The 22129-nt window shown below is 42.6% G+C and carries 20 protein-coding genes; 14 read left to right on the top strand and 6 right to left on the bottom strand.

Annotated features, from left to right (window positions below):
- Positions 1-18: 18 nt before the first annotated feature.
- Positions 19-675, top strand: coding sequence for a Crp/Fnr family transcriptional regulator (locus AC59JO_RS24875; protein ID WP_497308798.1), 657 nt, complete (start codon positions 19-21; stop codon positions 673-675).
- A 142-nt stretch (positions 676-817) separates the two neighbouring features.
- Here the strand turns inward: AC59JO_RS24875 and AC59JO_RS24880 are convergent, their stop codons facing one another.
- On the bottom strand, positions 818-1021 hold the full coding sequence (locus tag AC59JO_RS24880) for a hypothetical protein (protein ID WP_497308800.1): 204 nt from the start codon (positions 1019-1021) through the stop codon (positions 818-820).
- A gap of 57 nt (positions 1022-1078) precedes the next feature.
- Positions 1079-1780 (bottom strand): helix-turn-helix transcriptional regulator, encoded by a 702-nt coding sequence (locus tag AC59JO_RS24885; protein ID WP_497308802.1) that lies wholly within the window; start codon positions 1778-1780, stop codon positions 1079-1081.
- A 192-nt stretch (positions 1781-1972) separates the two neighbouring features.
- Between AC59JO_RS24885 and budA the strand changes: the two genes are divergently transcribed.
- The 7 genes from budA (at position 1973) to AC59JO_RS24920 (ending at position 8341) form a co-directional block, all read left to right on the top strand.
- A complete protein-coding gene (budA, locus tag AC59JO_RS24890) occupies positions 1973-2812 on the top strand; it encodes an acetolactate decarboxylase (RefSeq protein WP_497308804.1) in 840 nt (279 codons plus the stop codon).
- 409 nt (positions 2813-3221) lie between these two features.
- Positions 3222-4238, top strand: a complete 1017-nt coding sequence (locus tag AC59JO_RS24895) for an aldo/keto reductase (RefSeq protein ID WP_497308806.1) — start codon at positions 3222-3224, stop codon at positions 4236-4238.
- 12 nt (positions 4239-4250) lie between these two features.
- Positions 4251-4676 carry an SRPBCC family protein gene (locus tag AC59JO_RS24900; RefSeq protein WP_497308808.1) on the top strand — a complete coding sequence of 142 codons (426 nt, stop codon included), beginning with the start codon at positions 4251-4253 and terminating at the stop codon, positions 4674-4676.
- A 68-nt stretch (positions 4677-4744) separates the two neighbouring features.
- Complete coding sequence (locus tag AC59JO_RS24905) at positions 4745-5794, top strand: aldo/keto reductase (protein WP_497308810.1); 1050 nt, start codon at positions 4745-4747, stop codon at positions 5792-5794.
- Between the two features lie 740 nt (positions 5795-6534).
- A complete protein-coding gene (locus tag AC59JO_RS24910) occupies positions 6535-6768 on the top strand; it encodes a DUF2630 family protein (protein WP_497308812.1) in 234 nt (77 codons plus the stop codon).
- A gap of 29 nt (positions 6769-6797) precedes the next feature.
- Positions 6798-8093, top strand: coding sequence for an NAD(P)/FAD-dependent oxidoreductase (locus AC59JO_RS24915; protein WP_497308814.1), 1296 nt, complete (start codon positions 6798-6800; stop codon positions 8091-8093).
- Complete coding sequence (locus AC59JO_RS24920; RefSeq protein ID WP_497308816.1) at positions 8066-8341, top strand: UBP-type zinc finger domain-containing protein; 276 nt, start codon at positions 8066-8068, stop codon at positions 8339-8341. Before AC59JO_RS24915 ends, AC59JO_RS24920 begins: the two co-directional genes overlap by 28 nt.
- An 11-nt stretch (positions 8342-8352) precedes the next feature.
- On the opposite strand, the gene AC59JO_RS24925 is transcribed toward AC59JO_RS24920, so the two are convergent.
- The 4 genes from AC59JO_RS24925 to AC59JO_RS24940 all read right to left on the bottom strand — a co-directional run bounded on the left by AC59JO_RS24925 (position 8353) and on the right by AC59JO_RS24940 (position 13609).
- Positions 8353-9816 carry a hypothetical protein gene (locus AC59JO_RS24925; protein WP_497308818.1) on the bottom strand — a complete coding sequence of 488 codons (1464 nt, stop codon included), beginning with the start codon at positions 9814-9816 and terminating at the stop codon, positions 8353-8355.
- A 791-nt stretch (positions 9817-10607) separates the two neighbouring features.
- On the bottom strand, positions 10608-12197 hold the full coding sequence (locus AC59JO_RS24930; RefSeq protein ID WP_497308819.1) for an MFS transporter: 1590 nt from the start codon (positions 12195-12197) through the stop codon (positions 10608-10610).
- Entirely contained in the window at positions 12194-12895 is a 702-nt protein-coding gene (locus AC59JO_RS24935; RefSeq protein WP_497308821.1) for an HlyD family secretion protein, read from the bottom strand. Before AC59JO_RS24935 ends, AC59JO_RS24930 begins: the two co-directional genes overlap by 4 nt.
- Positions 12896-12913: 18 nt before the next feature.
- Positions 12914-13609, bottom strand: a complete 696-nt coding sequence (locus AC59JO_RS24940) for a LytR/AlgR family response regulator transcription factor (protein ID WP_497308823.1) — start codon at positions 13607-13609, stop codon at positions 12914-12916.
- A gap of 820 nt (positions 13610-14429) precedes the next feature.
- On the opposite strand from AC59JO_RS24940, the gene AC59JO_RS24945 reads away from it, so the two are divergent.
- The 6 genes from AC59JO_RS24945 (at position 14430) to AC59JO_RS24970 (ending at position 22126) form a co-directional block, all read left to right on the top strand.
- Positions 14430-14741, top strand: a complete 312-nt coding sequence (locus AC59JO_RS24945) for a putative quinol monooxygenase (RefSeq protein WP_497308825.1) — start codon at positions 14430-14432, stop codon at positions 14739-14741.
- Between the two features lie 1445 nt (positions 14742-16186).
- Positions 16187-17002 (top strand): sensor histidine kinase, encoded by an 816-nt coding sequence (locus tag AC59JO_RS24950; RefSeq protein WP_497308827.1) that lies wholly within the window; start codon positions 16187-16189, stop codon positions 17000-17002.
- A gap of 37 nt (positions 17003-17039) precedes the next feature.
- The gene (locus AC59JO_RS24955; RefSeq protein WP_497308829.1) at positions 17040-18983 is read left to right on the top strand and encodes a sigma 54-interacting transcriptional regulator; all 1944 of its coding nucleotides are present in this window, start codon (positions 17040-17042) and stop codon (positions 18981-18983) included.
- A 944-nt stretch (positions 18984-19927) separates the two neighbouring features.
- A complete protein-coding gene (locus tag AC59JO_RS24960) occupies positions 19928-20827 on the top strand; it encodes a LysR family transcriptional regulator (protein WP_497308831.1) in 900 nt (299 codons plus the stop codon).
- 318 nt (positions 20828-21145) lie between these two features.
- The gene (locus tag AC59JO_RS24965) at positions 21146-21496 is read left to right on the top strand and encodes a response regulator transcription factor (protein ID WP_497308833.1); all 351 of its coding nucleotides are present in this window, start codon (positions 21146-21148) and stop codon (positions 21494-21496) included.
- Between the two features lie 159 nt (positions 21497-21655).
- On the top strand, positions 21656-22126 hold the full coding sequence (locus tag AC59JO_RS24970) for a hypothetical protein (protein ID WP_497308835.1): 471 nt from the start codon (positions 21656-21658) through the stop codon (positions 22124-22126).
- Positions 22127-22129 lie beyond the last annotated feature (3 nt).

Here is a 22129-nt window from a genome sequence, read left to right on the forward strand (position 1 = left end):
AATATAGAAAGGAGTATTATGATTGATAATAATGATATTTTGCGTTGCGAAAATGATGCGCAGGAGCTGTTTTATACACCCTTTTTAAAATATATAGAGAAAGCTATTCCTATAGATGAAGAAATAACAACCTTAGTCGCGAAACATTGTAGGTTGGTTACTTTTGATAAGGGCGAACGTTTATTTAATGCCGGGAAAGCCTGTAAGTACATTTATTTTATCGTATCCGGAGAATGTATGTCTTATTATGCCAATTTGAAGGGAAAAACAACCACCTGGTTTTTTCATTTTAATCAGCCTGAAAGTACTGCAAAAAATTTGTTTGCGGTTGATTATAAAAGTTTTCTTTCCGGAAATCCGGCTACCATTTCTATCGAAGCTTTGTCGCAGGTTACTGCTATCCGGTTTTCTGCCGGCGATGTACAGGCCCTTATAGAGGGATCGCAGGATATGGAACGTTGGTTACGCCAGTTAAATGAAAAGGTGTACATCCAAACTTATGACAGGATTACAACATTGCTTACCTTATCAGCAGCAGAGCGTTATGAAAAATTTCTGGCAACTGAGCCTCATCTTTTGAACATGTTCTCAAACTACCTTGTCGCAAGTTATCTGAATGTTGCTCCACAATCTTTAAGCAGGATCAGAAAACAAATGGTATCCGCTGCTTTGTAACGCTTCGCAAACAATAAAGGTCCGGTCGGGGATAGTTAACCGCAATAAGGGGGCACTTGCAAGATCAAAGGGGGGAGCTAATTCCTTCTCCCCTCTTTGTCCCAAAGGCCATTCAAAGGTATCGGCTTAATAACTAATGGAATCATTGCAGCTGGGGCTCTTCAAAAATAACTTCTTCGCTAGTATTGCCATTTATTTTATAAGTGAAGGGCTGTGTTTTGATGTTGCATCCTCCGTAGCGCCTGTTGCCGGGTTTCTTCTCCGGGTAACTGCGATGTTTCAATTTTTCCGCTATTACAAAAATGGATCTTTCGTTTCTGCGCCAGCGTTCAATAAGCTTTTTCATTAGGCATTGCCGGCCTTTTATTTGTATGTTCTTGATGTTTGAGATTTGTATTAGAAGTTAGAGGAGCTTGCAGTTAATTACTTTTGCAACCAATTCTGTTAAAGAGCTTACGTCAAGTTTCTTGTAAATATTTTTAATGTGGCTCCTGACAGTTTCACGGGTTATATTCAATACGCTTCCCGCCATTTTATAATTAAACCCTTTTACAATAACCGCAAGTACTTCTTTTTCACGAACCGTCAGTCGGTAATCGACCGCCGCCTGTTGAGGTGCGTTGCGATTACAAACGGCTAACAAAGCTTGTAGAGAGATTTCTAAATTATTTGGTATGCCAGGTTTTAACTGAGCCAGAAGAGGAATTATGGATGTACTGATTTCATTATCTAAAAGGGCAGCCGTGGCTCCGTTGAGTAGCCAGCGAAGTAGATGCCCGCTGTTTAGGACAGAACCGATTACCAATACATTAAGATTTGGGTGCGACCGTCGTGATGCAATGATTTGGATCTGCTTTTCTATATCCTCAGGACCGGCTGACGTGATAATGACCGTTGTATCGGTAGTTAGCTGATCTGCAAAATTCACGTCCTGGTCGTAAATATGGGTAACGATCTGTTTTTGATTTTTTAGTATTGTTAATATATGCCGCTGCAACCTATTGTCATCTATGGCTATTATTACACGTATAAATGCAAATCCTGCATTTATTATAGTTCTTTCTTCACTTGAAAAGGAGCTGGTATTTGCATGGCTGTTAATCATTTCCTGCAAATTTCTTTGCTCTAACCCTCTTTATCGTTCACATAGGTTAATAAATGCGATTTAAGATAAATTGTGTCATAAAAGAGATGGTTTCCCACTACATGGTCTTTAAAATGAAATTTTTACGCCTGATACCTAATATCCCCTTTGTAGGTAATTGTTTTACGTAATCAACCTCTATAATTTTGCAAAATGAAAACTCGTTTGGTATCCAGCACATGCTTAATTCTTCTCAGCGTCGGTGAGCTTTTCGCTCAATCGCACGCGATATCTAAAATCAATAAAATGACATATTTAAATCTTAATAAAGAATCAGACAGCCCCTATCTTTATCAATACGGAGTGGCAAGCGCTTTTATATCGGGGTTGTACGAAGGTGAACTTTCAATCAATGACTTAAGGCGACATGGAAACTTCGGGCTCGGCGCTCCCAATCTTATTGATGGCGAACTGACGATAGTGGATGGCAAAGCTTACCGTAGTAACGCGGAAGGACGAACCGTCGAAGCTCAGGGGGACCTTAAAACTCCTTTCGCATTCGTTACATCTTTTGTCCCGGACACCGTTTTGTACCTTTCAAACATACAGGACCTAAACGGCCTGTTTCGGCAAATAGAAGATCTTTTGCCAAATCCTAATGGAATTTATGCGTTGCGTATTAAAGGAGTGTTTTCAAGTATGAAAGTACGGGCTTTCCCGCCGGTGAGTAAAAAACCGTTTAAGCCCCTTGCTCAGTTAATTGACCGGCAAAACTTTTTCCAGTTTAGTCAAATAAACGGGGAGATGATCGGGTTTAATATGCCCGGCTATCTTTCAGGCATTAATATTACAGGACCTCATTTCCATTTTTTATCGGAAGACCGTCAATCAGGGGGACATGTAGTAGGTTTGACAGCAGCAAATGTAAAGCTGGAAATAGCTGAGCTGAAAGGTGTTTACCTGGACCCGTTAAAAACAAGTGAATTTAAAAAATATAATTTCGGCGGTGGCAACAGCCCGGACCTGCAAAAAGTAGAAAAAGGACGAAATTGAATTTAGCAGGCGATAGCAGTTGTGCACAGCTACAAAAGTTCCATTGCTCCACATTTCCCTAATACGACGCTTGCAGCGCATTGGTATTAAAAAGCAATCAGTTTAAACTAAATATAACAAATGGTGAACCGATCAACGATCGTAGTTCACCATTTACTTTAATGGTATCCTTCCCCGGTTGAATCTTTACTTTATTCAAAGTAGTTTCCAATGGCCATAAAGAAGCTATCGCATGTGGCTGATATATAGTAAATTATAGTGTGTTAAATTATAATATTAATAACACTTATAATTCCTGTAATTTGACTTCTCCTTCCTCGTTCCCGTAAATTTGAATAACCAATAATAGTTTACGTATACCTGTTTAACAGGAAATTTTAAAACCGTTGATAAACAAATTATTAAAGCTATGAATATAAAAAAATTACTGCCTGGTAAGATAGGTTTTGGGTCTGCCCCGTTAGGCAATATGTTTAGGGATATACCTGACCATGAAGCTGCTGCCACTGTAGAAGCAGCATGGAACGCGGGGATACGGTATTATGACAGCGCTCCATTTTATGGGGCAGGTTTGGCCGAAATCCGTTTAGGTAATGTGCTGTCACAATATCCAAGAAACGAATATATTATCAGTACTAAAGTTGGTCGTATTATTCTTGATGAAGTTGAGGATGTGAGCAAGAGGGACTTTGGTGAAAAGGGGGATTTGTTTAAATACGGCCGCCCGAATAAGATAGTGAATGATTATTCTTCGGATGCTACCTTACGCTCAATTGAGGACAGCTTAAAACGTCTTCAAACTGATCATATTGACATCGTTTGGGTACATGACGTAGCCCAGGATTTTTATGGAGATGAGTGGTTGGATATGTTTGAAATTGCCCGTAAAGGAGCGTTTAAAGTTCTTGACAGGCTCCGCGACGAGGGCGTGATTAAAGCCTGGGGTTTAGGTGTCAACCGGGTGGAACCAATTGAAATTATACTTGCACTTGAAAATGCACGTCCCGATGGTTTTCTCCTCGCCGGTCGGTATTCATTGCTGGATCATGATCGGGCATTGCAGCGCGTAATGCCCGAAGTATCAAAGCAAGGTCTGGGCATTGTTGTTGGTGGTCCATATAGTTCGGGCGTGTTGGTTGGCGGTTCAAATTTTGAGTATGCTCCGGCATCTCCGGAAATATTGATAAAGGTGGAAAAGATTAAAGCAATTGCCGATCAATATGGTGTAAGCATGAAATCTGCTGGCATACAGTTTTCACTTGCCAACCCTGCAGTTGCCGCGGTTATTCCGGGTTCCAGCAAGCCAGGGCGTATTGTTGAAGATATTGAAGCACTCAATGCCGGTGTGCCGGCTGAATTTTGGCAGGAACTGCGGGCTCATAACCTTGTCAATATCGCCGCGCCGCTTCCGATCGATAACTATTAAATGAGATTCATTATGGCAAAAGCATCTGCATACATTGAAATATCCGTCGACCCTGAAAAAGTTTGGCGGTTAATAGGCGGGTTTAATTCCCTGCCCGACTGGCTTCCTTATATCCCAAAGTCGGAGTTACACGAGGGGGGAAGGGTACGTCACCTGGTTAATCCGGATGGCGGCATCATTATCGAACGTTTAATGGCCTTTGACGAAAAGGAACGCAGTTATAGTTATAGTATCTTACAGGCCCCTTTTCCGGTAAAAGATTATTATTCGACCTTAAGAGTAAAGACGATTGTTGATGGCATTGGAGCGCGGGTGGAATGGTTTGGCGAATTTACGCCGGTAAACACCTCTGAGTCGGAAGCCTCATCTCTGTTTCAGGGCATTTATGAAGATGGCTTAAACGCACTAAAGCAATCCTGTATGAATTTGACTGTGTAAATTTCGTTCAATTTCGTCTTATGGTTGTATATAGTTTCATAAAAAAAATAAATTAATTAATAAATAGGATGGAGTATAAGCAATTAGGTCAGTCGGATTTATGCTTGTCTGTAATTGCTCTTGGTAGTTTTGCAATCGGGGGTATGATGTGGGGAGGCACGGACATTGGTAGCGCTACAGAGGCAGTTCATGCCGCTCTTGATTATGGAGTAACTACTATTGATACCGCGCCTTTTTATGGGCTGGGTTTGAGCGAAGAGATAATTGGAGGGGCAATAAAAGGACGGGACAGGTCCAAAATTCAAATTTTAACTAAGTTTGGAATGGTATGGGATGGAAGCAATAGGGGAAGGGGAGAATTTATGTTTGATATTGACCATGAGGGGACAAGCTATCCGATATATACATTCGCATCTAGAAAAAATGTCATAAAGGAAGCTGATGAATGTTTGAAACGGTTAAATACGGATTATATAGACTTGTTTCAAATCCATTGGAACGATCCTACCACGCCGATAGACGAGACGATGGAGGCGTTACAAACGCTTATAACCCAAGGGAAAATTCGCGCGGCTGGTGTTTGTAACTACAACGTTGAACAAATGAAGAAAGCGCAGGAAAGCATCCGTTTTTCGTCAAATCAGGTGCCTTTCAGCATGCTCACGCAAGATATTTTAAAGGAAGTTATACCTTATGCGGTAAAAGAAAATATAGGGGTAATTGCCTATACTCCTTTAGAAAGAAGTTTGCTGACTGGAAGCTACTTTTCAGGTAAACGCCTGAAACCAAATGACCACAGAAATGATTATTTTAATCACTTTCAACTTGATAAGGTTAAATCTTTTCTCGACCGGATTAGCCCTTTAGCTGAATATAAAAATGCGACACTTGCGCAATTGGTATTAAGATGGACGACCTTGAAGCCTGGCATAACCATAACATTGGCAGGTGCCAGAAATAAGCAACAAGCGATTGAAAACGCCCTCGCTTTGACAATCAGCCTAAGCGAAGAAGAGATAGTATTGATCGACTGTGAGATAGCTAAACTGATTCAGCAGGGAGGATATATAAAGCGTCAGATTAAATGGGGGGCAGAAGGCATTGCAATTTGGGAATAATCAAGTTAAATGTGCCACCGTCGGCAAATTTATAAGTCAAAAGGTGTTTGCCCCGTTGATACATTTCCTTAGCAATATCATCTTGTGTATCATATTAGCGGCGTGTGGTGACGGTCTTTTGAACCGGAAAAACGATGCTTACCTTCACACTGGCATTATCGGAAAGTACGAATGAAAGATCACCTTTAAGCTGGGCGTCTTTTCAATTGTAAGCAACGCAACTATGCTATCGCGTGTTGTTCCGGTAAACCGAACGCCGCGATGTGCCATTTTTAAAAGGGGATTCAAGTGCCTGAATATTTATAATGTCCCGAAAAATTATTAGCAAAGAGATCGGTGTAAAGGTTTTTACAACTAATTCTCCCGGAGATAACATATGATTCATTATCCAGGTTAACTAAAAGCGTTGGTATAAAAAGGCCCCGACAATATCACGTCGTTACGTTTGTTGTTGGCTATGCCTTTCCCGATCAGCTTTTTCTTCACAATTACATTATTATGAATAAAAACAAATTTGTGCGAGCAAAAAATATATTAAAAGAGTCAATTCCTTTGCAAGGCCTTATCACATTATGCCATTTGGATGGGACGAACATAGTATTTTTTTGTGTTTGCGGTTTGCCCAGGCTTTTCATTTTAAGCAGTTTGCACACGATATGCACCGTTCATGGAGTATAGATCGTTCGTACGTTTCTCAACAGTTATCTTTATCAAGAACCTTCAATCATTTATAAACCGGTATGGAAGACGGACAGATATTAAACCACATCAAAAAACTCACTTCTGAAGAGGAAGAATTATGGCGCAAGGATGACCTCAGTGCACAGGAGACAGATCAGTTGCATAAGATCAAACTGGAACTTGATCAATGCTGGGATCTGCTGCGTCAGCGTAGGGCACTGGAGGATGCGGGAAAAAAGCCGGATCGTGCTGAAGCGAGGGATATTGATTCCATCGAGAACGACGTTGACTGATCCTTGCAAATTTTTTTTAACTGTCGGTTATGGATCTCACTAAAGCGTTACTCAATAAAGTCAAGCTTTACAGTTTGGCGGATTCAAGGGAGTATTATGTGATCCGGGATTTTCTGAACCGGAATGTAGTGTCATTCGACTGGGTAATGGTCAATGACATACATGAACTAAGGGTCAAATTCGATTTGGATATTGCCGATGAGGCGTCCTTGCCGGTGGTGAAGCCGCTGAATGGCAAACCGCTCATCGCAACTGCCTCGGAGACCTTCGCCAATGATCTCGGCTGGATCGCCAGGCCACAGCATGCCGGATATCACAATTCGATTTTTGGCGGCGGCCCGGCCGGGCTAAGCGCCGAAGCATATCCAGCTTCTAAAGGACTTCGAACGGTCATGGTCGAGCGCGAAACAATCAGCGGTCAGGCGGGAACGAGTTGTAGAAAAGAGAATTACCTGGGTTTTGCTAATGGTATTATCGGAACAGAACTCGCCAAGCGTGAGCGCCAGCGAGCCGTCAAATTTGGTGTCGAGATCATTTTGATCCGAAAAAGCGTCCTGGTCGGGTCCCTTGACCGGAAAATTGACTTTAATCTCAATGACAGAAGCAAGATCGTCGCCGGAGCAGATATTTGCGGAACAGCTAACACTTGCAGCAGGCTTGGGCTAACCGAGGAAGACAAACACCTCGACCTTGGCGTCTGTTATGGTGTCGATTCAAGTGAAACGCTGTTGTGCGCAGTTGAGCACGTTTTTGTGGTCGGCCGCGGTAATTCTGCCGGACAGGCAGCAATGAATTTAAGTAAGCGTGTCCGGAAAGTGATGATGATCATTCAGGGGAAAGACGTTTCTTCTACCTTGTCCTGCCGGCTGCTTCATAGCATCCAAAAGAAAAAGAGTATCGAGGCACTTTACGATTCGAGTATCAGCGAATTGGATGGGGATTGCATATTACGACAAATAGCGATATGCAACTCCCTTGAACAAACCTCTGCCGTTCATCAAAACTGCTTAGTATCCGTATGCATCGGCTGCAAACCGAACACCAATTGGGTGGATCAAACCGGTGTGGTGAGAGACCAGAGCGGATACCTTGTTACCGGGAACTACCTATACAAAAAGCCATTCCGGAACCGCCGGAAAGGTTACTTCAATCCCGCATTTTTTAAAACCGGCGTCGCCGGACGCTACGCGGCTGGCGTTGTTCGGTATAATTCAATAAAAAAGGTCGCTTCGGCTGTCGACGATGGCGCGATGGCCTTTCCCTTGTACAGCATTAACATAGCTAAAATTATTAAGATATGGCAACTCAAGTATGTGAACACCTGAAAAATTTTGAATTGATACCCGCAGATAAATACTATTGCGAGGAATGTGTAAAGACCGGCAGTAAATGGGTCCATCTGAGGGTCTGTCAGACCTGCGGTGCCGTGCTCTGCTGCGACTCGTCACCGAATAAGCATGCGCACAAACATGCTAACCATACACACCATCCCGTGGTCATTTCCGCCGAACCCGGAGAATTCTGGGCGTATTGCTTTCCTGATAACCAAATGGTGGAACTGGAGCCTTTTTAGGATCTGCCGGATTATAAAGTAATTTCTGTGGCGATTATGAATGTACCTTTTGATGCAGTCTGTGCATTGTTTTGTACAATTGGTCTTGTCTGGTATTTAAATGTCAGTTTAGCGTAGTGTCCGTCGAGAAATATATTACCGCCCGCACTCCAGTAAGTAAATTTCGAGCTACCGTACCGTTGAAATTCCTGCAGACTGAATTCACCGAAGGGCTGTATCCGTGTATTGGATCTGGTAAAGCTCTTGGGTAATAATAAACCGGCTTGTGTGAACGAGCTCCAGCCTGTCCCAATCAAGGGTGCATTATTGCCTAAGCCAGCCTGTGAAACAGAGCCGCCATAACTGGGATCTGCAGAGACGTTCGCATTCATGATGGAGCCGTTCCTTAAATAGTTAGGACCGAAGTTATAATGGTAGTAGACACTGTAGGCGGTCAGTGCCCAGTTTTCATGTCCGCCAAAAGGCAGATCGGCAAAACCGTCGACCGCCCAAAGATTGATATCATGCCGGATTAGTGGGGACGCGGTGGTATTTCCGGCTTGCGTGACCGTACCCTCGCCGGCTGAGTAATAGCCAGCCCCGAAATTCAGTACCTTTTTTGTGCCCACATAAGTGCCGGTCGTGTATGGCAGCGAATTCCCTTCCCTGTCAAAAAATTGCCAGGCTGCATAACCTGTAGTGGCCAGCTTGCCGGTCGCATTATTGTCGACTGCATAATTAATCTCCGGTGATCCTGCTGGATAATTCGCAGCCGCCGAGAGCACGGTAAATGGCTTGTTCAATGACCAGCGGTACGCAACCGGCCCGACGTTGCCTTTAAAGTAGATACCAAGTTGCCGGGCGACTTGGTCAGAAAGTTCAGTCGTCGGCCAGTTATAGATCGGTGCGTCCAGCGCAAGATAATTGGAAGAAGTTGCAGAGGCCATCCGGCTCAGCCCCAGCCAGTAGTGCAGGCCCGACCCGATGTATAACGAAAATCGGTTCGTTTGTCCCGTATTCATATTTTTATCGGGAATCAGGGCAAATTCATTGGTTAGGCCTTGCAGGATTATGGCTGGTTTTTTCCCCAGGGTCCCGTTGAATGTGGCACCGCCATTCCCCGTGTTTCCGCCGCCGGGTATGCCGCCCGAAGAAAAGGCCTGGTTGACCATTCCAATATCGGTCAGAATCAGGAACCTCGGACTCAGCTGGCCAATGATGATGAACTTGAATTGCCGCAGGCTGAGATCTGTCCAGTTACTTTTAGGCAACCCATTCACAGTTGTTCCGGGATTGGCTTCTGTATACCTCGCCCAGAAAGTTGCCGAGGTTACAAAGCGGATGTATTTCCTGCCTGTACTGTCGAATTTAAGCGTCATGCCTTCCCTGTAATCCGGCGATTCACCTTGTCCGAAAGCACGGAGGACAGACAGTAGAATAGCTGCTGTAAGCAAGGAAAACAAACGGATATTTTGATAATTGGTTCTCGTGTTCATTACTATTTTTTACTTGATAATTCGTTCGGGATGAACTGTGTATTCCCTCCCTTCGGATCGACCGGGTAAATCCGTTTCCATGGACCGTCATTGCTCTGCCGCCAGCGCTACCCGGTCCCTATATGTTCGGTCGCAAACAGGATGTCGACTGGATAGATCGTAAAGGGTTCACTGCTTTTCAGCGTAAATCCAGGTGAGTAGAGTTCGTATCGATCGTAAACTAACCACTAACATAGCTTAACGCCTATTTTTTATTTCCGCTTATCTTCGATTAAGTTCGGGTTAGTTCGGTTCTATTGAAAATAACTTAAATTATACGTTTTATCAGTTTTTTAATGAATGCATGCCTTACCATCCGAAGGCCGCCGCCCCGGCTGTGTCAGCGGCCCCGTCTTCGCTGACCATTTCACCGGAAACACCGATGCGAGTGCAAACCTGGCAGTCCCGGGTTAGGAGCATATGGCTGCCTGGAGAATGGAGAAGCCCGCCATTGGTCAGTTCGTCATTGTAAAATGTGCCGATAGGTTTGGCGAATTCACCGAGCCGGCCACTATCCATCCAGACAAACTACTTGACCTTCCCGCCGTCATCCAAAGCGGAAACTTTCATCGGTATGTTGGTCTCTGCTGCTTTAATAATTGCTGCCACGGCGACCTTTATGCTTATAAATGTGATATACTGCATATCGAATTTTTTCTTCGATCTGGTATTTCTTTTAATTTCTTATCTATTAATTATATTACATTTTCTTTGCTGATCAGTAGGACGATGTACTGGCAAGGAAGTCGCGCTTACAAGGGTATATCATCGTCCGGGTTGATCTTTCGCATACTTTGCCTGATGGCCGGGATCAGGCTAATCATCAGTATTACAAGCAGTACGACCCGGTCGATCATGGAATAATAATCTCTGACAGCCTGCAATTTCGATCCTACCATCAAGGCATTTACAAATTGCAACGCAATATCCGGTGGCATCCTGCCGCTGAACGCTGAGACATCGCCCGTAGCGTGATTTAGTTCAATTGCACGCGTAAATGGAGCATTCAACACACTCAGCCCATCCTGTAATCTGGATAAATGATCTTCTGTGCCATAAGTGATGAAATGATTGATCAGGGCTATGCTGATGCACGTTCCGGTCAAACGTCCGAATATTCCCAGTGCAATAGCGGATATGCCGGATTCTGCAGGTACTGAGCTTACCATAAAAACCATCAGCGGCGTTAACAGCATGCCTGTCCCGGCACCTTGCAAAAAAAGTACCGGAAAATAGATACCTGATCCGATTCGTGTCCCTAAAAGCAAGGTGATCCAGATATGGTAGATGAACAGGGCGGTAAAACCGGTCAGCCAGGCCAGGCGAAAGCGATCTTTCAGGACAAGCCTGGAAGAAACGAACGCTCCGGAAAGAATTCCTAAAACATTGAAACCAATGATGGCCGCGTCCGCCCTCGGGCCTAGCTGTAGGACATCTGAAAAATAAAGGATCGTGATGTTGTACCCACCCCGTGCGAAATAAAGGATGATCAGCAGGACAAATCCGGAAAGATAGTTTTTATTTAAAAATACACTCACATCAAGATAGGGCTCCCGACTACAGAGCTGACGGATGATAAAGCCGCCCCCTGCTATAAACGTGACGAAAACAGATGCTACGATTTTACAGTCATTGAACCAGTTCAACCGCTGACCGTATATGAGCGAATAGCTGAGCGCGATGAGCCCCGTTAACAGAAGAATAACACTTGTCCAATCGAGATCGCCGATCGGGCTTTGTGGCTTTAGTCTCCCACGGTCGAGGATGATCAGCATAATGAGTCCTCCGGGAATGAAAAGGAACGCAAGTCCGACGTAAAGTTCATTATAGTTCCAGGTATCGATCAGGGGCGCCGTTATTAAAGCGCAGAACGGGAAAATGGCAAGTAACAAGGTAAAAACGAGGCTGTATCCGACCCTTATGGCTCCCTGGCTCTGGAACCTGCTGATCAGAAGCGTAACGCAAACCGAACCAACGCTGACTGTTGTGATCCCGGCGAAAAACCGGCAGATCAGAATGCCCGCAAAACTGTTCGCATTATAAGATAACCATATCACGATCATTTGGAAAGACAAGCTGAGGAACAGGTAATCCTTGCTGGGGAAATAATTGGAGAATTTTTTCTCCAGGACGAAAAAACTGACGAATGTCGCGTACTGCAATAATTGTGAGAACTGTACGTCGTCAGTACCTATACCATAAAAGCGGGCCGCGTAATCAATGCCCGCGGTCGAAATTGCCAGCAACAGGAGATTTGGTATAAAGACCAGGCAGATACCGGTCCTGATCGCCCATTCGGGAGCATGGGACTTGAATACCGGTACCTCGATAGCTGTTGTCATTTTATCACTTTAACAGAAACGCTCATTCCCGGGATAAGCCTTGCTAACTTCTGCTGATCACCAGAAAATATGATTTTTACAGGGATCCGTTGAACGGTTTTAACGAAATTACCTGTAGAGTTATTCGTGGGAAGTACGGAAAAGTAGGAGCCGGTCGCGGAAGAAAAGGATGCTATGGTGCCCTCGAAATTTTCGTCGGGGAATGCGTCCACGCTGATCTCGGCCTTATCGCCTATATGCAGTTCTTGTAAATCTGTTTCCCTGAAATTAGCGATAACCCACTTCCCGGCATCCTCGTTGATGATAAAAGCGATTACCTGGCCTTTTTCAATAAACTGCCCCTGCTGTATCGCCTGTTTGCCCATCGTCCCGCGAAATGGTGACCGCAAAATCACGGCAGACTGTTCGTCGACAGCCGTGCTAAAAGGATCATTGCCGATCACGAGCAGGGTATCGCCTTTTTTTACGCGCAGGTTCTCGAAACACCTGACCGATAATAAGTAGCCGTCGCGGGGCGCAGTAAGCGGAACGATATACTGTCCGATCTGTGCATCATTGGTCTGCTCGAACCTGAAGTAATTGACCGCATATAGGATCGCTATGATAACAAGGATCAATGCGATCGCGCCGGCAAGTAGCGATGTTATTCTAAGTATAAGGGTGTCTGGTTTTGAATTTACTTCTTTATGCTCTCCCATGATGCCGTTTTTTGATACTCAGTAACATACTGTGTAGTCCTGTACCCGCCGGCTGAGCGCCTTCCTGCAGGAATTGGCGACAGGTATCAATTGCCCGTTAATGAACAGCCCGCCCGCATAAAGCATGTCAATTCTGCTGATTGACACGATGTAACAGCGGTGCACCCTGATAAATTGAATTGCAGGAAGCCGTTCTTTTGTGCTTTTGAGCGTTCCATAAACGGTATGATTTTTTTTTGCTGTGTAGGCCCTGACAAAGTCACCCATAGCCTGTAAATAAAGGATATCGTCCACATTAAGCTTCCAGGTCATTTTCATATCTCTGACAAAGAAGAAATTCTCACCGAATGCCGCTGCCTTATTCCTTGCGAACGTTAACTTATTGACCGCCTTGGTGAGTCTTACGCTCGTGAACGGGCGCAACAGATAATCGATGGCATTCAACTCAAACGCTTCTGGTGCGAAGTCTTTTTTTGAGGCTGTAAAGATGACGGGGATTTTTTTAACCAAAAGATAACCTGCCATTTTCAGACCAGTCGTTTCCGGCATATCCGCTTCCAGGAAAGCCACATCGACTTTTTCCTTCTGCAGGTACTTAGGGGCGCTAACAGTGTCTTCAAATTCATGGATATTATGGATACCTGTCATATTCCCCGCCAGATATCTCATCATTGTCCTATGAACAGGGTTATGGTCTATTAGCAGGCAATTCATATATTTTGGAGAATCGTTTGAGTGTCGGAACGAATTTCCATATTATTCTTACACGGTCAAAATCACTTAAATCATCGCACTTATTAGTATTTTTATAAAACAAGTTGCTCGCTGGGATATCCATCCCCGTCGTGTTTCGCTTTGTCAGCGATTTCAAGATTATTTTATCGCCTTTTGGAGTGTTAGTTTTTACGAAATCCGTCCGATAATGACAATTCTGTGTCTACGACGCTTTTCAACAAACTCTACAGGTTGATGATTTTGTCGCTTGCCTTTTTATTTCGGCAATTCTACTACCAAGTTGTCCCAAGTACCTACTTTGCGTCCAGTCTCATGCATATCACTCTGCTATCGAAATATCCCTGGTTGTCGCAATTATAATTCATCTGGTACACGCTATCAGATCTTGATGGTTGTCAACATAAGCTGATGAGGTTTTTCGAATAGATTAACTAAGTGATTTGGTGAATGATTAGTCACTTTGTGCTTTGGTTGAGGCAGCTTATTCCAGGCGCTGCGCGTTTGTTTTTTTATTAGATTTCTTATATCACCTATTATTAAGGTTATTATAATGCTGATCTTGCTTTTACGAACTTCGGAAAATAATTGTGATTTGCGCGCTGAACCCCGATCTCTTTTATAGCGGCAGAAAGTTAATTGTATTGTTTTCAGTCGCGAGGTCAGGTGAACATTTGATCGTCCTAAAGACTATTTACTTGGTACGACTTTTAGCTGTAGACGACATTTGAATTGAGATGAAGAAAAGGGAGATATTGTTTCATTTCAATGCCAGAGAAATTAATTAAAAAAACTTTAAAATATGAATGAAAGTACTATTCACAGTTTTGCAAAGTGGCAGGTGAGCCCCGGTATGATAGAAACCGTGTTAGATTTATTGAAACGAGTTGTAGAAGAAAGCATACAAGAAAAGGGTAACTTATTTTATCTGGTTCATCAAAGCAACGATGATCCTCATATGATCATATTATATGAAGGTTACCAAAATAATGAAGCCTTAGCTGCGCATAGAAACTCACCTCATTTTCAAAACTTCGTTGTAAAGCAAATACTTCCTGTTCTTGAAAAGAGAGAGGTAATTCTCGCCCATCAGTTGCCTTTTGATGGACTATAGTTATCAAGTTTCGCAAATGGGAGATGCTCCGGGCTCAGCTCGAATTCTATGTGCACTTTATCAACCGTTTTTTTAATTATTATGATTCTATTGTTGTCATTTTTTTGTTGTTAATTGGTGAATAGTTAGATATTGAACCCTATGCATTCAACAATGGGATTAAAAATGAAAAAGCAATTACCGCTGGATAGGATCCAACAATTTTTGAAAAATATCATTACTAAACATCAGAAGCCGGACCTGCGCTTATTCACTTACAAAACGCGCTAAATGCTTAGTAATAGATCCAAAGAAAATAGCAGCGCGATATGACTTATTCAACGCTGAGCAATTTGTTTTACTTGACGCGGTATGGTTTCATTGTATAGCGTGTTTCACAGCCAAAATGATCCGTATTGCGGGCACCGAATGAGCAAAATAATATCTTTCCGATTTTCGAGTGATCACGCAGCCTTTTAAAATGTATTTCTCATAGCCGGCGGTACTCCTCATGATGAAGACCAGGAACGACTTAAGGGCATTGACAAAGCGTTTGATGCCTTTGCTCACACTAAGTAATGAAAAAAAGATCAAACCTTTTTGCAAATCATCACCGGGGTTTTCCGGACCAAAGCTTATGATGACGCAGATAAAGCATTGCTTGTGATCATTCGTCACGCGCAAGGGAATCGGTGTTTACTGCCAGCAATATTCGTTTGATGACCCGACTTATTCCAACTTGAAATAGATGCCCGGTTAAAACCCTAAGATATAAAGATCAATACCAGGAAACCAATCATTTCGGTGTCGATTCTTCCTCGATGGGTGATCTTTATCTGCTTAAGGTGCATTTCTTTAATTCTTTATCAAAGAAATGGAAAGCTATGCTTAGGGTTGACATGATACTGAACACATCAGCAGATTGATTTAATTGATGCTAGTTCCGGACGACGGTTCGTAAAGTGGATTCGCTTATTAATTTCAGCAAAACTTTTGATGCATTAAAAATATTAAATTTGTATCTAAAATGTATCTGTCATCTTATTTTTTGGAAAAATGCGCTACACCTGTTTACTAAGATCCGATTATGGTAAATTACAAATAGAGAAGCTTGTGGAACGAAACTGCAGGCAGCTCGTGGCCAGGCAAGAGCTGCTCTGGTTGAAGGTGTTTACTGTACCTTTCTCCAGGCCTGTTGCCAGATAAGTAATTTCTGCAGAGAAGGGCCAAATTCAAAAAAGTAAATGAATTTATAGCTGCAAAGGTCTTCTATGGATCGGATTATATTTTCAGTCTTGTGCTAACGTCTATTCTGATGCAAAATGCTATTTAAATATGGTCACAAACCTTCAAAAGTAAAATGCGAATAACGTTTTTGCATTTAGTGATGACCATGTCCGCTGAACAATGGGATAATGATATTCAGAGCGCCGAAAAAAAATGCAGGCAGCAGATTAGTCAAAAAAATGGAACAAGCCAACGTGGAACCAATACTGACAATAAAGGTGATAACAGGATGTTTATTGTTGTCGGTCACCATTATCCTCCTGTTAATCAGGGTTTATTTTAATAGGCGCGGCGTCAGGCTTAAAATGGAGGCCATCCGAAAAGAGCTGGATATAAAAAATATCATTTTGGAAAATGTCTACAAAGATCAAGATAGACTGTTAAAAGAAAAAGAATGGTTGCTTGAAGAAATGCATCATCGCGTCAAAAATAATCTTCAGATGGTGACAAGCCTCCTTTATTCTCAAGCTGTTTACCTCGAAGATTGTGCAGCTAAGCTTGCTGTTAACGACAGTCTTCGACGTGTCGAGGCGATGTCGCTTATCCATCAAAGGCTAAATATGGATCAGGTCAAATCAGTTATTAACATGCCCGGTTACATCAATGACCTGGTGCAATACTTCAGTGAAAGTTTTGATGCTGATAATAAAATCGTATTTGAGAAGCATATTGAGAAAATTTTTCTTGATTCGTCGCAAGCGACCCCGCTCGGTTTAATTGTCGCTGAAAGCGTAGGAAATTCGCTGAAATATGCATTTTCGAAAGAACAGGAAGGCCTTGTTCAAATTGCGTTGCAATCTGATGGTTCCGAGCATGTAAAACTCAAGATATCGGACAACGGGGTTGGGTTGCCGGCAGGCTTGGATACTATGGGAAATAATTCCCTTGGTTTCGACCTGATATACGGCTTAGCCCAGCAGTTAGATGGCGAAATGGCTATTGAAACCGATAATGGCGTTCATATTACGCTTAGGTTTAAAGCGTTAATGAACTGATGTTTTATGATAAAAATAAACAGACAGGTTATTTGATATGAGTTGCAAAGTACTGATTGTTGAAGATGAATTTATTGTAGCAAATGCCTTGCGTCTGTTCATCAAAGAGGCAGGTTACGAAGTGTGTGGGATAGCTGCATCCGCCGACAACGCGGAAATTGTTATTCAAAAAACCAAACCGGACATTGTACTGCTGGATATTCATTTGAATGGTAAGCGTTCGGGGATTGACCTGGCAAAAAAATTAAAGAAAGACATTATTCCTTTTATTTATCTATCGGCTAATTCCAGCCAGAAGATTTTGGAAGAAGCCAAAGCTACAGAACCCTATGGTTTCCTGGTAAAACCGTTTCGGGAAAAAGATGTGCTGGTGGCGCTTGATATCGCGTCTTACAAAGCTAAAAACAGCCTTGAGTTCAAATTGCTACGGGAGCAATCGCTAAAGGAAAGGCTGAAAGAAATAAGTAATGGTGAATTGGATCCCGTGCAGGTTTTTTTGAAGATTACCCGTTTGCTCCAGCCTTACGTTCCGAATGATCTGTTTGTAGCAGGACGAAGGCTGCTTCATGAAGAAAGTTTTGGTTTTTTGCGGACTGGCGCTGAAGAGTATCAGATTATCGGAAATGAAAAACTAGCTGCTATAGCAGAACTGACATCTAATTATTTTCTTAAAACCGAACCCTTTAAAAACAAGTCCGGTGGCATCATTTTTACCAAAGGAGCCTACGGTAACTTCGATGACCTGAGTGAGTTGGAAAGAAAATTATTCGATCACTTCAGGATAGAGTCCATTCTTATTTACAGTGTGATATTGAATAACGGCACGACGGTGAGCTTCACATTTTATAATCGTCAGCGCGGTATTTATAAAGAAGAGCACATCGCTATGCTGAGTCGTTTGAGCGTCAACCTGAAAGATATCTCGGAAAGATATTTTGGCGGGAAATCCGGACCGGAGGTTAGTTCCCCTGATCAAGGGTATTCGACGATCATGCCGGCATCAGAATTACCCGAATTCGACCGTATAATTGGAAAACATCCGCTACTAATGGAGGCCCTCGATCTTGTGAAACAGGTAGCACCATACAACTCCTCGGTCCTGATACTTGGTGAAAGCGGTACTGGAAAAGAACGAATTGCGGAGTGTATTCACATGCTTTCGGGGAGAAGGCAAGCACCGTTAGTGAAAGTAAACTGCGCGACTATCCCGGCGGCGCTCGTGGAGTCTGAACTTTTCGGACATGAAAAAGGCGCTTTTACCGGTGCTACGGAAAAGAGGATTGGCAAATTCGAACAAGCTTCGGGCGGAACTATTTTTCTGGATGAGGTTGGCGAACTGCAATTGGATATGCAGGTTAAACTGCTTCGTGTCTTACAGGAAAAGGAAATCAGCTACGTTGGGGGGGCAGGCGCCAAAAAGATCGACGTTCGTATAGTTGCAGCGACAAACCGAAACCTGGAGAAAGAAATAGCTGCCGGGAAATTTAGGCTCGATTTGTTTTACAGGTTAAATATTTTTCCGATTACGTTACCCGCTCTCCGGGAACGGAAAAGTGACATTGCCACGCTGGCTTCTTATTTTGCTAATAAATTTTGCAATGAATTTAAAAAGAAATTCACGGGCATATCGGAACAGATGATGGCAGAAATGCAAGCTTATCATTGGCCGGGAAACATTCGTGAGTTGGAAAACTTTATGGAGCGTTCGGTTATCCTGAACGACGGGATCTCTAAATTAGCATTAAAACACTTCCTAACAGGAAACGCTGTAGAATTGGTAGCTTCGAACAAGCAAACAAGCTATAGCGATATCAAGGATGCTCAGAGAGAAACTGAGCGGGAGTACATTATTGCCATTCTGAAACAAACAGAAGGCCGGATACGTGGCTCCCTCGGGGCAGCAGAATTGTTGAATATCAAACCAACGACGCTCGAATCCAAAATAGCTCGATTGGGTATCAACCGTGATGATTATTTATAATGGCGCTTATCACTTGCCCAGGCCTTACGCGCCCAAGGATAAATACGAAAAACCGGATTTAATTATTTTTTTCTACGAAAGTTTGGAGGAATTGAAACTTGCCTTGTGCGATTTTTAATTTATTTTTTTTAAGCATTTCATTATTAAAACCTTACTAACGTTAGGCGAATTTACTGTTAATTGGCACGCGAATGGAATAGGTGGTCTGTATGGATTTGACAGAATTAAGAAAAAACTTTATAAATCACGAGCTCCAAAATGAAAAAAGAATTCTTGAAAGCAGAGTTGCAGCCGGTAAAGCGAAGGACATCGCCGAAATTCAGAGGATACAACTCCCAAAGACGGTTTATTGTAGTGTCCTGACAGGACTAATAATTTAGTCATGAGCTATATGCCTTCGATCTGGCTTGCAGAAGGTATTAGGGTCGATTACCTTACTATGAATCCATTCGTCCGCACGCCGTTGCTGCGCCGGATCAAACGATCGTGATCACATTTCCGGCATATTTCATCATGCGGTCTGGGCAAATTGCTTACAGCGGTTTTTCAGCGATACCTTCCGTTTTTTATAGGAATATCTGAATGGTGTATTGTAAATCTTTTGATTTCAGTTTTCGGATTGATACAAGTGCTTGCAATTGTTCGGTTGCTTGTGTGCATTGATTTTCATTGCAGGATGACAACACTGAACTGCGGCATTATTTTGAAGGGAACATCGTTCATACAGGTCTTACATCTTTATTGACGCGTGGAGCTTTGATTGGCAAATAACATAAATGATCATCCTGTTGTAATATGGCAGCTTGCTGGATAATGAAAAATGACAATTTCTCAGGAATATTCTGATAAAGCTTAAAGAGAAATTTCAAATCTCCATACAGCAAAATTTCATGATTAAATAAATAATAATTAGCAATTAATATTCAACCCTAACTTAACCTACAATGATCAACCTGGAATGGTTTAGAACGTTTAAGGCTATATATGAAGCAGGTACTTTGTCCGCGGCGGCACGAGCACTATTTATGTCGCAACCAGGAGTAACTCAGCATTTAAGTTCGCTGGAAGCCTATACCGGAGATCGCCTTTTTGACCGGAATACCCGAAGATTGAATGCGACTGAAAAGGGTAACTTTCTTTACAGTTACATCATAGAGCATTTGAATAAACTTGAGGAAGCAGAGCATATCTTTCATAAGCGAAGGAAATCCGAAAATGCAACTGTAAGTGCAGGGATGTCACAGGAAATCTTTCAATACATCCTTGAATCTCACGTTCCTGATCTGCCGTTCAACCTGATCACCCGTTTTGGTGATTATCCGCAAATGTTACAAGAGTTGAACAACGGTTCGCTAGACCTGATTTTAACAGCGCAAAGAGGATCGCAACATAATCTTGAATATATTCCATTCTGTACAGAGAAAATCGTCCTGGTCTGCGGGGGAATGACGGATACCAAGAAGCTGGAAAAGTTGCTGCTGGAAGATGACCGCAATGCGGTCAAAGATTGGCTGACAACTCAGGTATGGTATGCCACAGATGCGGGTATGGAGCCTTTGAAAAGGTTTTGGTCCGCCAGTTTCAATTGCTTTCCGGTCTTTCGCGCTAACTATGTTGTACCATATTACGGAGCAATATTACGGTGTCTTTCAAATAATAGGGGATTTGCAGTGGTGCCTGATTTTTTATGTCGGCGGGAAATTACCGAAAATAAAATCAAATTGGTCTGGGAAGGTATTGAGCCCATTGAAGATACGTTATACTTCTGTAAGAGAAAAACAACGGCATTTTCGAAGGAAATTGAGCAACTGCAAACAATCTTATCTGAATTGGCTTGCTTATGAACGTGAAAATTAGCGTGGGTAAATCTCTGATGGAATTCGTCTTGGAACAGTTTTGGCTTCGATCTTAAGGCAGCCAGATGCGTTTGAGACTTAAGTAAGGCTGCACTGGGTTGCCTGTTTTTGGAGGTATCTCCCTATTATAATGGAAGACGAAAATACGTTGCGAAAATACCAATACCACACTTTATGCAGCAATTGATCTAAGTCTAATGCGATTGATATACATTTTTTAACCGCTCCGGGTGAAATTCTGGAGAGCAGCATCTGGTTAAACCTGTCAAACGCCCGGTTTTTAGCCATGTTTCCTACTGCATATTTATGAAAAAGATTCTGATTTATGACAGGGACCAGGATATCCTGAATATTCTCTGTTTTGCACTGCAACTTGAGGGGTATCTAGCTTTAAGTTGTTTTAACGATGAAGCCGATATTTTACAATCAATCCAGACCTTCAAGCCCGGAATGGTACTCTTGGACTTTGTTTGTAATGGCCTCGATAGTATCAGATTTTGCGAAGCTATTAAACTTAATTATCCTTATTTACCAGTGGTTGCGCTAAGCTCCAATGATAAGATAGCCGAAATCTTTAGCTTACATGGCTTCGATGACTACGTTCCAAAACCCTTCGATCTCCATTCTCTGTATGCTGTAGTTCGCAGATTCCTATAGCATGTTTATAATATGTTGGTCTTAGTCAATGAGCGGCTATGTGGTTTTTTATTTATTACGGTAATTATAAGAGCTATAAGTCAAGTAATTTCCAATGCCGGCAAGCAAAAGCGAACTTCGTGATATGAAAATCAGAAAGCGCCGGATCATTTACTTAATATGGAAAACGCCATGAGCAATCACTCATTAATGCCAGTTTATACTTTGGCTAAGTCGCATTTGGGGTGCAAAATAGGTCGTACTTTTGCACTTTACAATACAAGCCTACCCGTTAGCGAGCCTGCAGATAATTCCCCGCAGAGTACCGGTACATATAAAGATGGTGAAAATCTCTCTTTACAAGGTGGGATTGTAAGGATTTTTAGTATCCCAGTTTTGGCTTTTTCTTCTGCTATAGCCTGGTATGTCATTCCGGTCTATATTATAGTTCTTGCTCCCGTTGCCTTTTACATGATAGTAACAGCCTTTACGCTATACTGCCCAATAAAAGCTGTTTGGTGCAATGCAAAACGGTTTGTAATTAATCAGTTAAAAATTAACTGCCCTGATATAAAGGTATTGAACCAGGATAAAGATATTCGAAGATACCTGATTAGTTTCTTGCGACGAATTAAATCCGTGAAAAGCTAAATT

The sequence above is a fragment of the Mucilaginibacter sp. A5337 genome (assembly GCF_059690695.1).

Bases quoted from the DNA above. Each gene is read 5' to 3' on its own strand.
- AC59JO_RS24960 (WP_497308831.1), top strand. From the start codon at position 19,928: ATGATCAACCTGGAATGGTTTAGAACGTTTAAGGCTATATATGAAGCA.
- AC59JO_RS24900 (WP_497308808.1), top strand. From the start codon at position 4,251: ATGGCAAAAGCATCTGCATACATTGAAATATCCGTCGACCCTGAAAAA.
- budA (WP_497308804.1), top strand. From the start codon at position 1,973: ATGAAAACTCGTTTGGTATCCAGCACATGCTTAATTCTTCTCAGCGTC.
- AC59JO_RS24875 (WP_497308798.1), top strand. From the start codon at position 19: ATGATTGATAATAATGATATTTTGCGTTGCGAAAATGATGCGCAGGAG.
- AC59JO_RS24940 (WP_497308823.1), bottom strand. From the start codon at position 13,609: ATGAATTGCCTGCTAATAGACCATAACCCTGTTCATAGGACAATGATG.
- AC59JO_RS24965 (WP_497308833.1), top strand. From the start codon at position 21,146: ATGAAAAAGATTCTGATTTATGACAGGGACCAGGATATCCTGAATATT.
- AC59JO_RS24905 (WP_497308810.1), top strand. From the start codon at position 4,745: ATGGAGTATAAGCAATTAGGTCAGTCGGATTTATGCTTGTCTGTAATT.
- AC59JO_RS24895 (WP_497308806.1), top strand. From the start codon at position 3,222: ATGAATATAAAAAAATTACTGCCTGGTAAGATAGGTTTTGGGTCTGCC.
- AC59JO_RS24925 (WP_497308818.1), bottom strand. From the start codon at position 9,816: ATGAACACGAGAACCAATTATCAAAATATCCGTTTGTTTTCCTTGCTT.
- AC59JO_RS24955 (WP_497308829.1), top strand. From the start codon at position 17,040: ATGAGTTGCAAAGTACTGATTGTTGAAGATGAATTTATTGTAGCAAAT.
- AC59JO_RS24970 (WP_497308835.1), top strand. From the start codon at position 21,656: ATGGAAAACGCCATGAGCAATCACTCATTAATGCCAGTTTATACTTTG.
- AC59JO_RS24945 (WP_497308825.1), top strand. From the start codon at position 14,430: ATGAATGAAAGTACTATTCACAGTTTTGCAAAGTGGCAGGTGAGCCCC.
- AC59JO_RS24930 (WP_497308819.1), bottom strand. From the start codon at position 12,197: ATGACAACAGCTATCGAGGTACCGGTATTCAAGTCCCATGCTCCCGAA.
- AC59JO_RS24920 (WP_497308816.1), top strand. From the start codon at position 8,066: ATGGCAACTCAAGTATGTGAACACCTGAAAAATTTTGAATTGATACCC.
- AC59JO_RS24910 (WP_497308812.1), top strand. From the start codon at position 6,535: ATGGAAGACGGACAGATATTAAACCACATCAAAAAACTCACTTCTGAA.
- AC59JO_RS24935 (WP_497308821.1), bottom strand. From the start codon at position 12,895: ATGGGAGAGCATAAAGAAGTAAATTCAAAACCAGACACCCTTATACTT.
- AC59JO_RS24880 (WP_497308800.1), bottom strand. From the start codon at position 1,021: ATGAAAAAGCTTATTGAACGCTGGCGCAGAAACGAAAGATCCATTTTT.
- AC59JO_RS24950 (WP_497308827.1), top strand. From the start codon at position 16,187: ATGGAACAAGCCAACGTGGAACCAATACTGACAATAAAGGTGATAACA.
- AC59JO_RS24885 (WP_497308802.1), bottom strand. From the start codon at position 1,780: ATGATTAACAGCCATGCAAATACCAGCTCCTTTTCAAGTGAAGAAAGA.
- AC59JO_RS24915 (WP_497308814.1), top strand. From the start codon at position 6,798: ATGGATCTCACTAAAGCGTTACTCAATAAAGTCAAGCTTTACAGTTTG.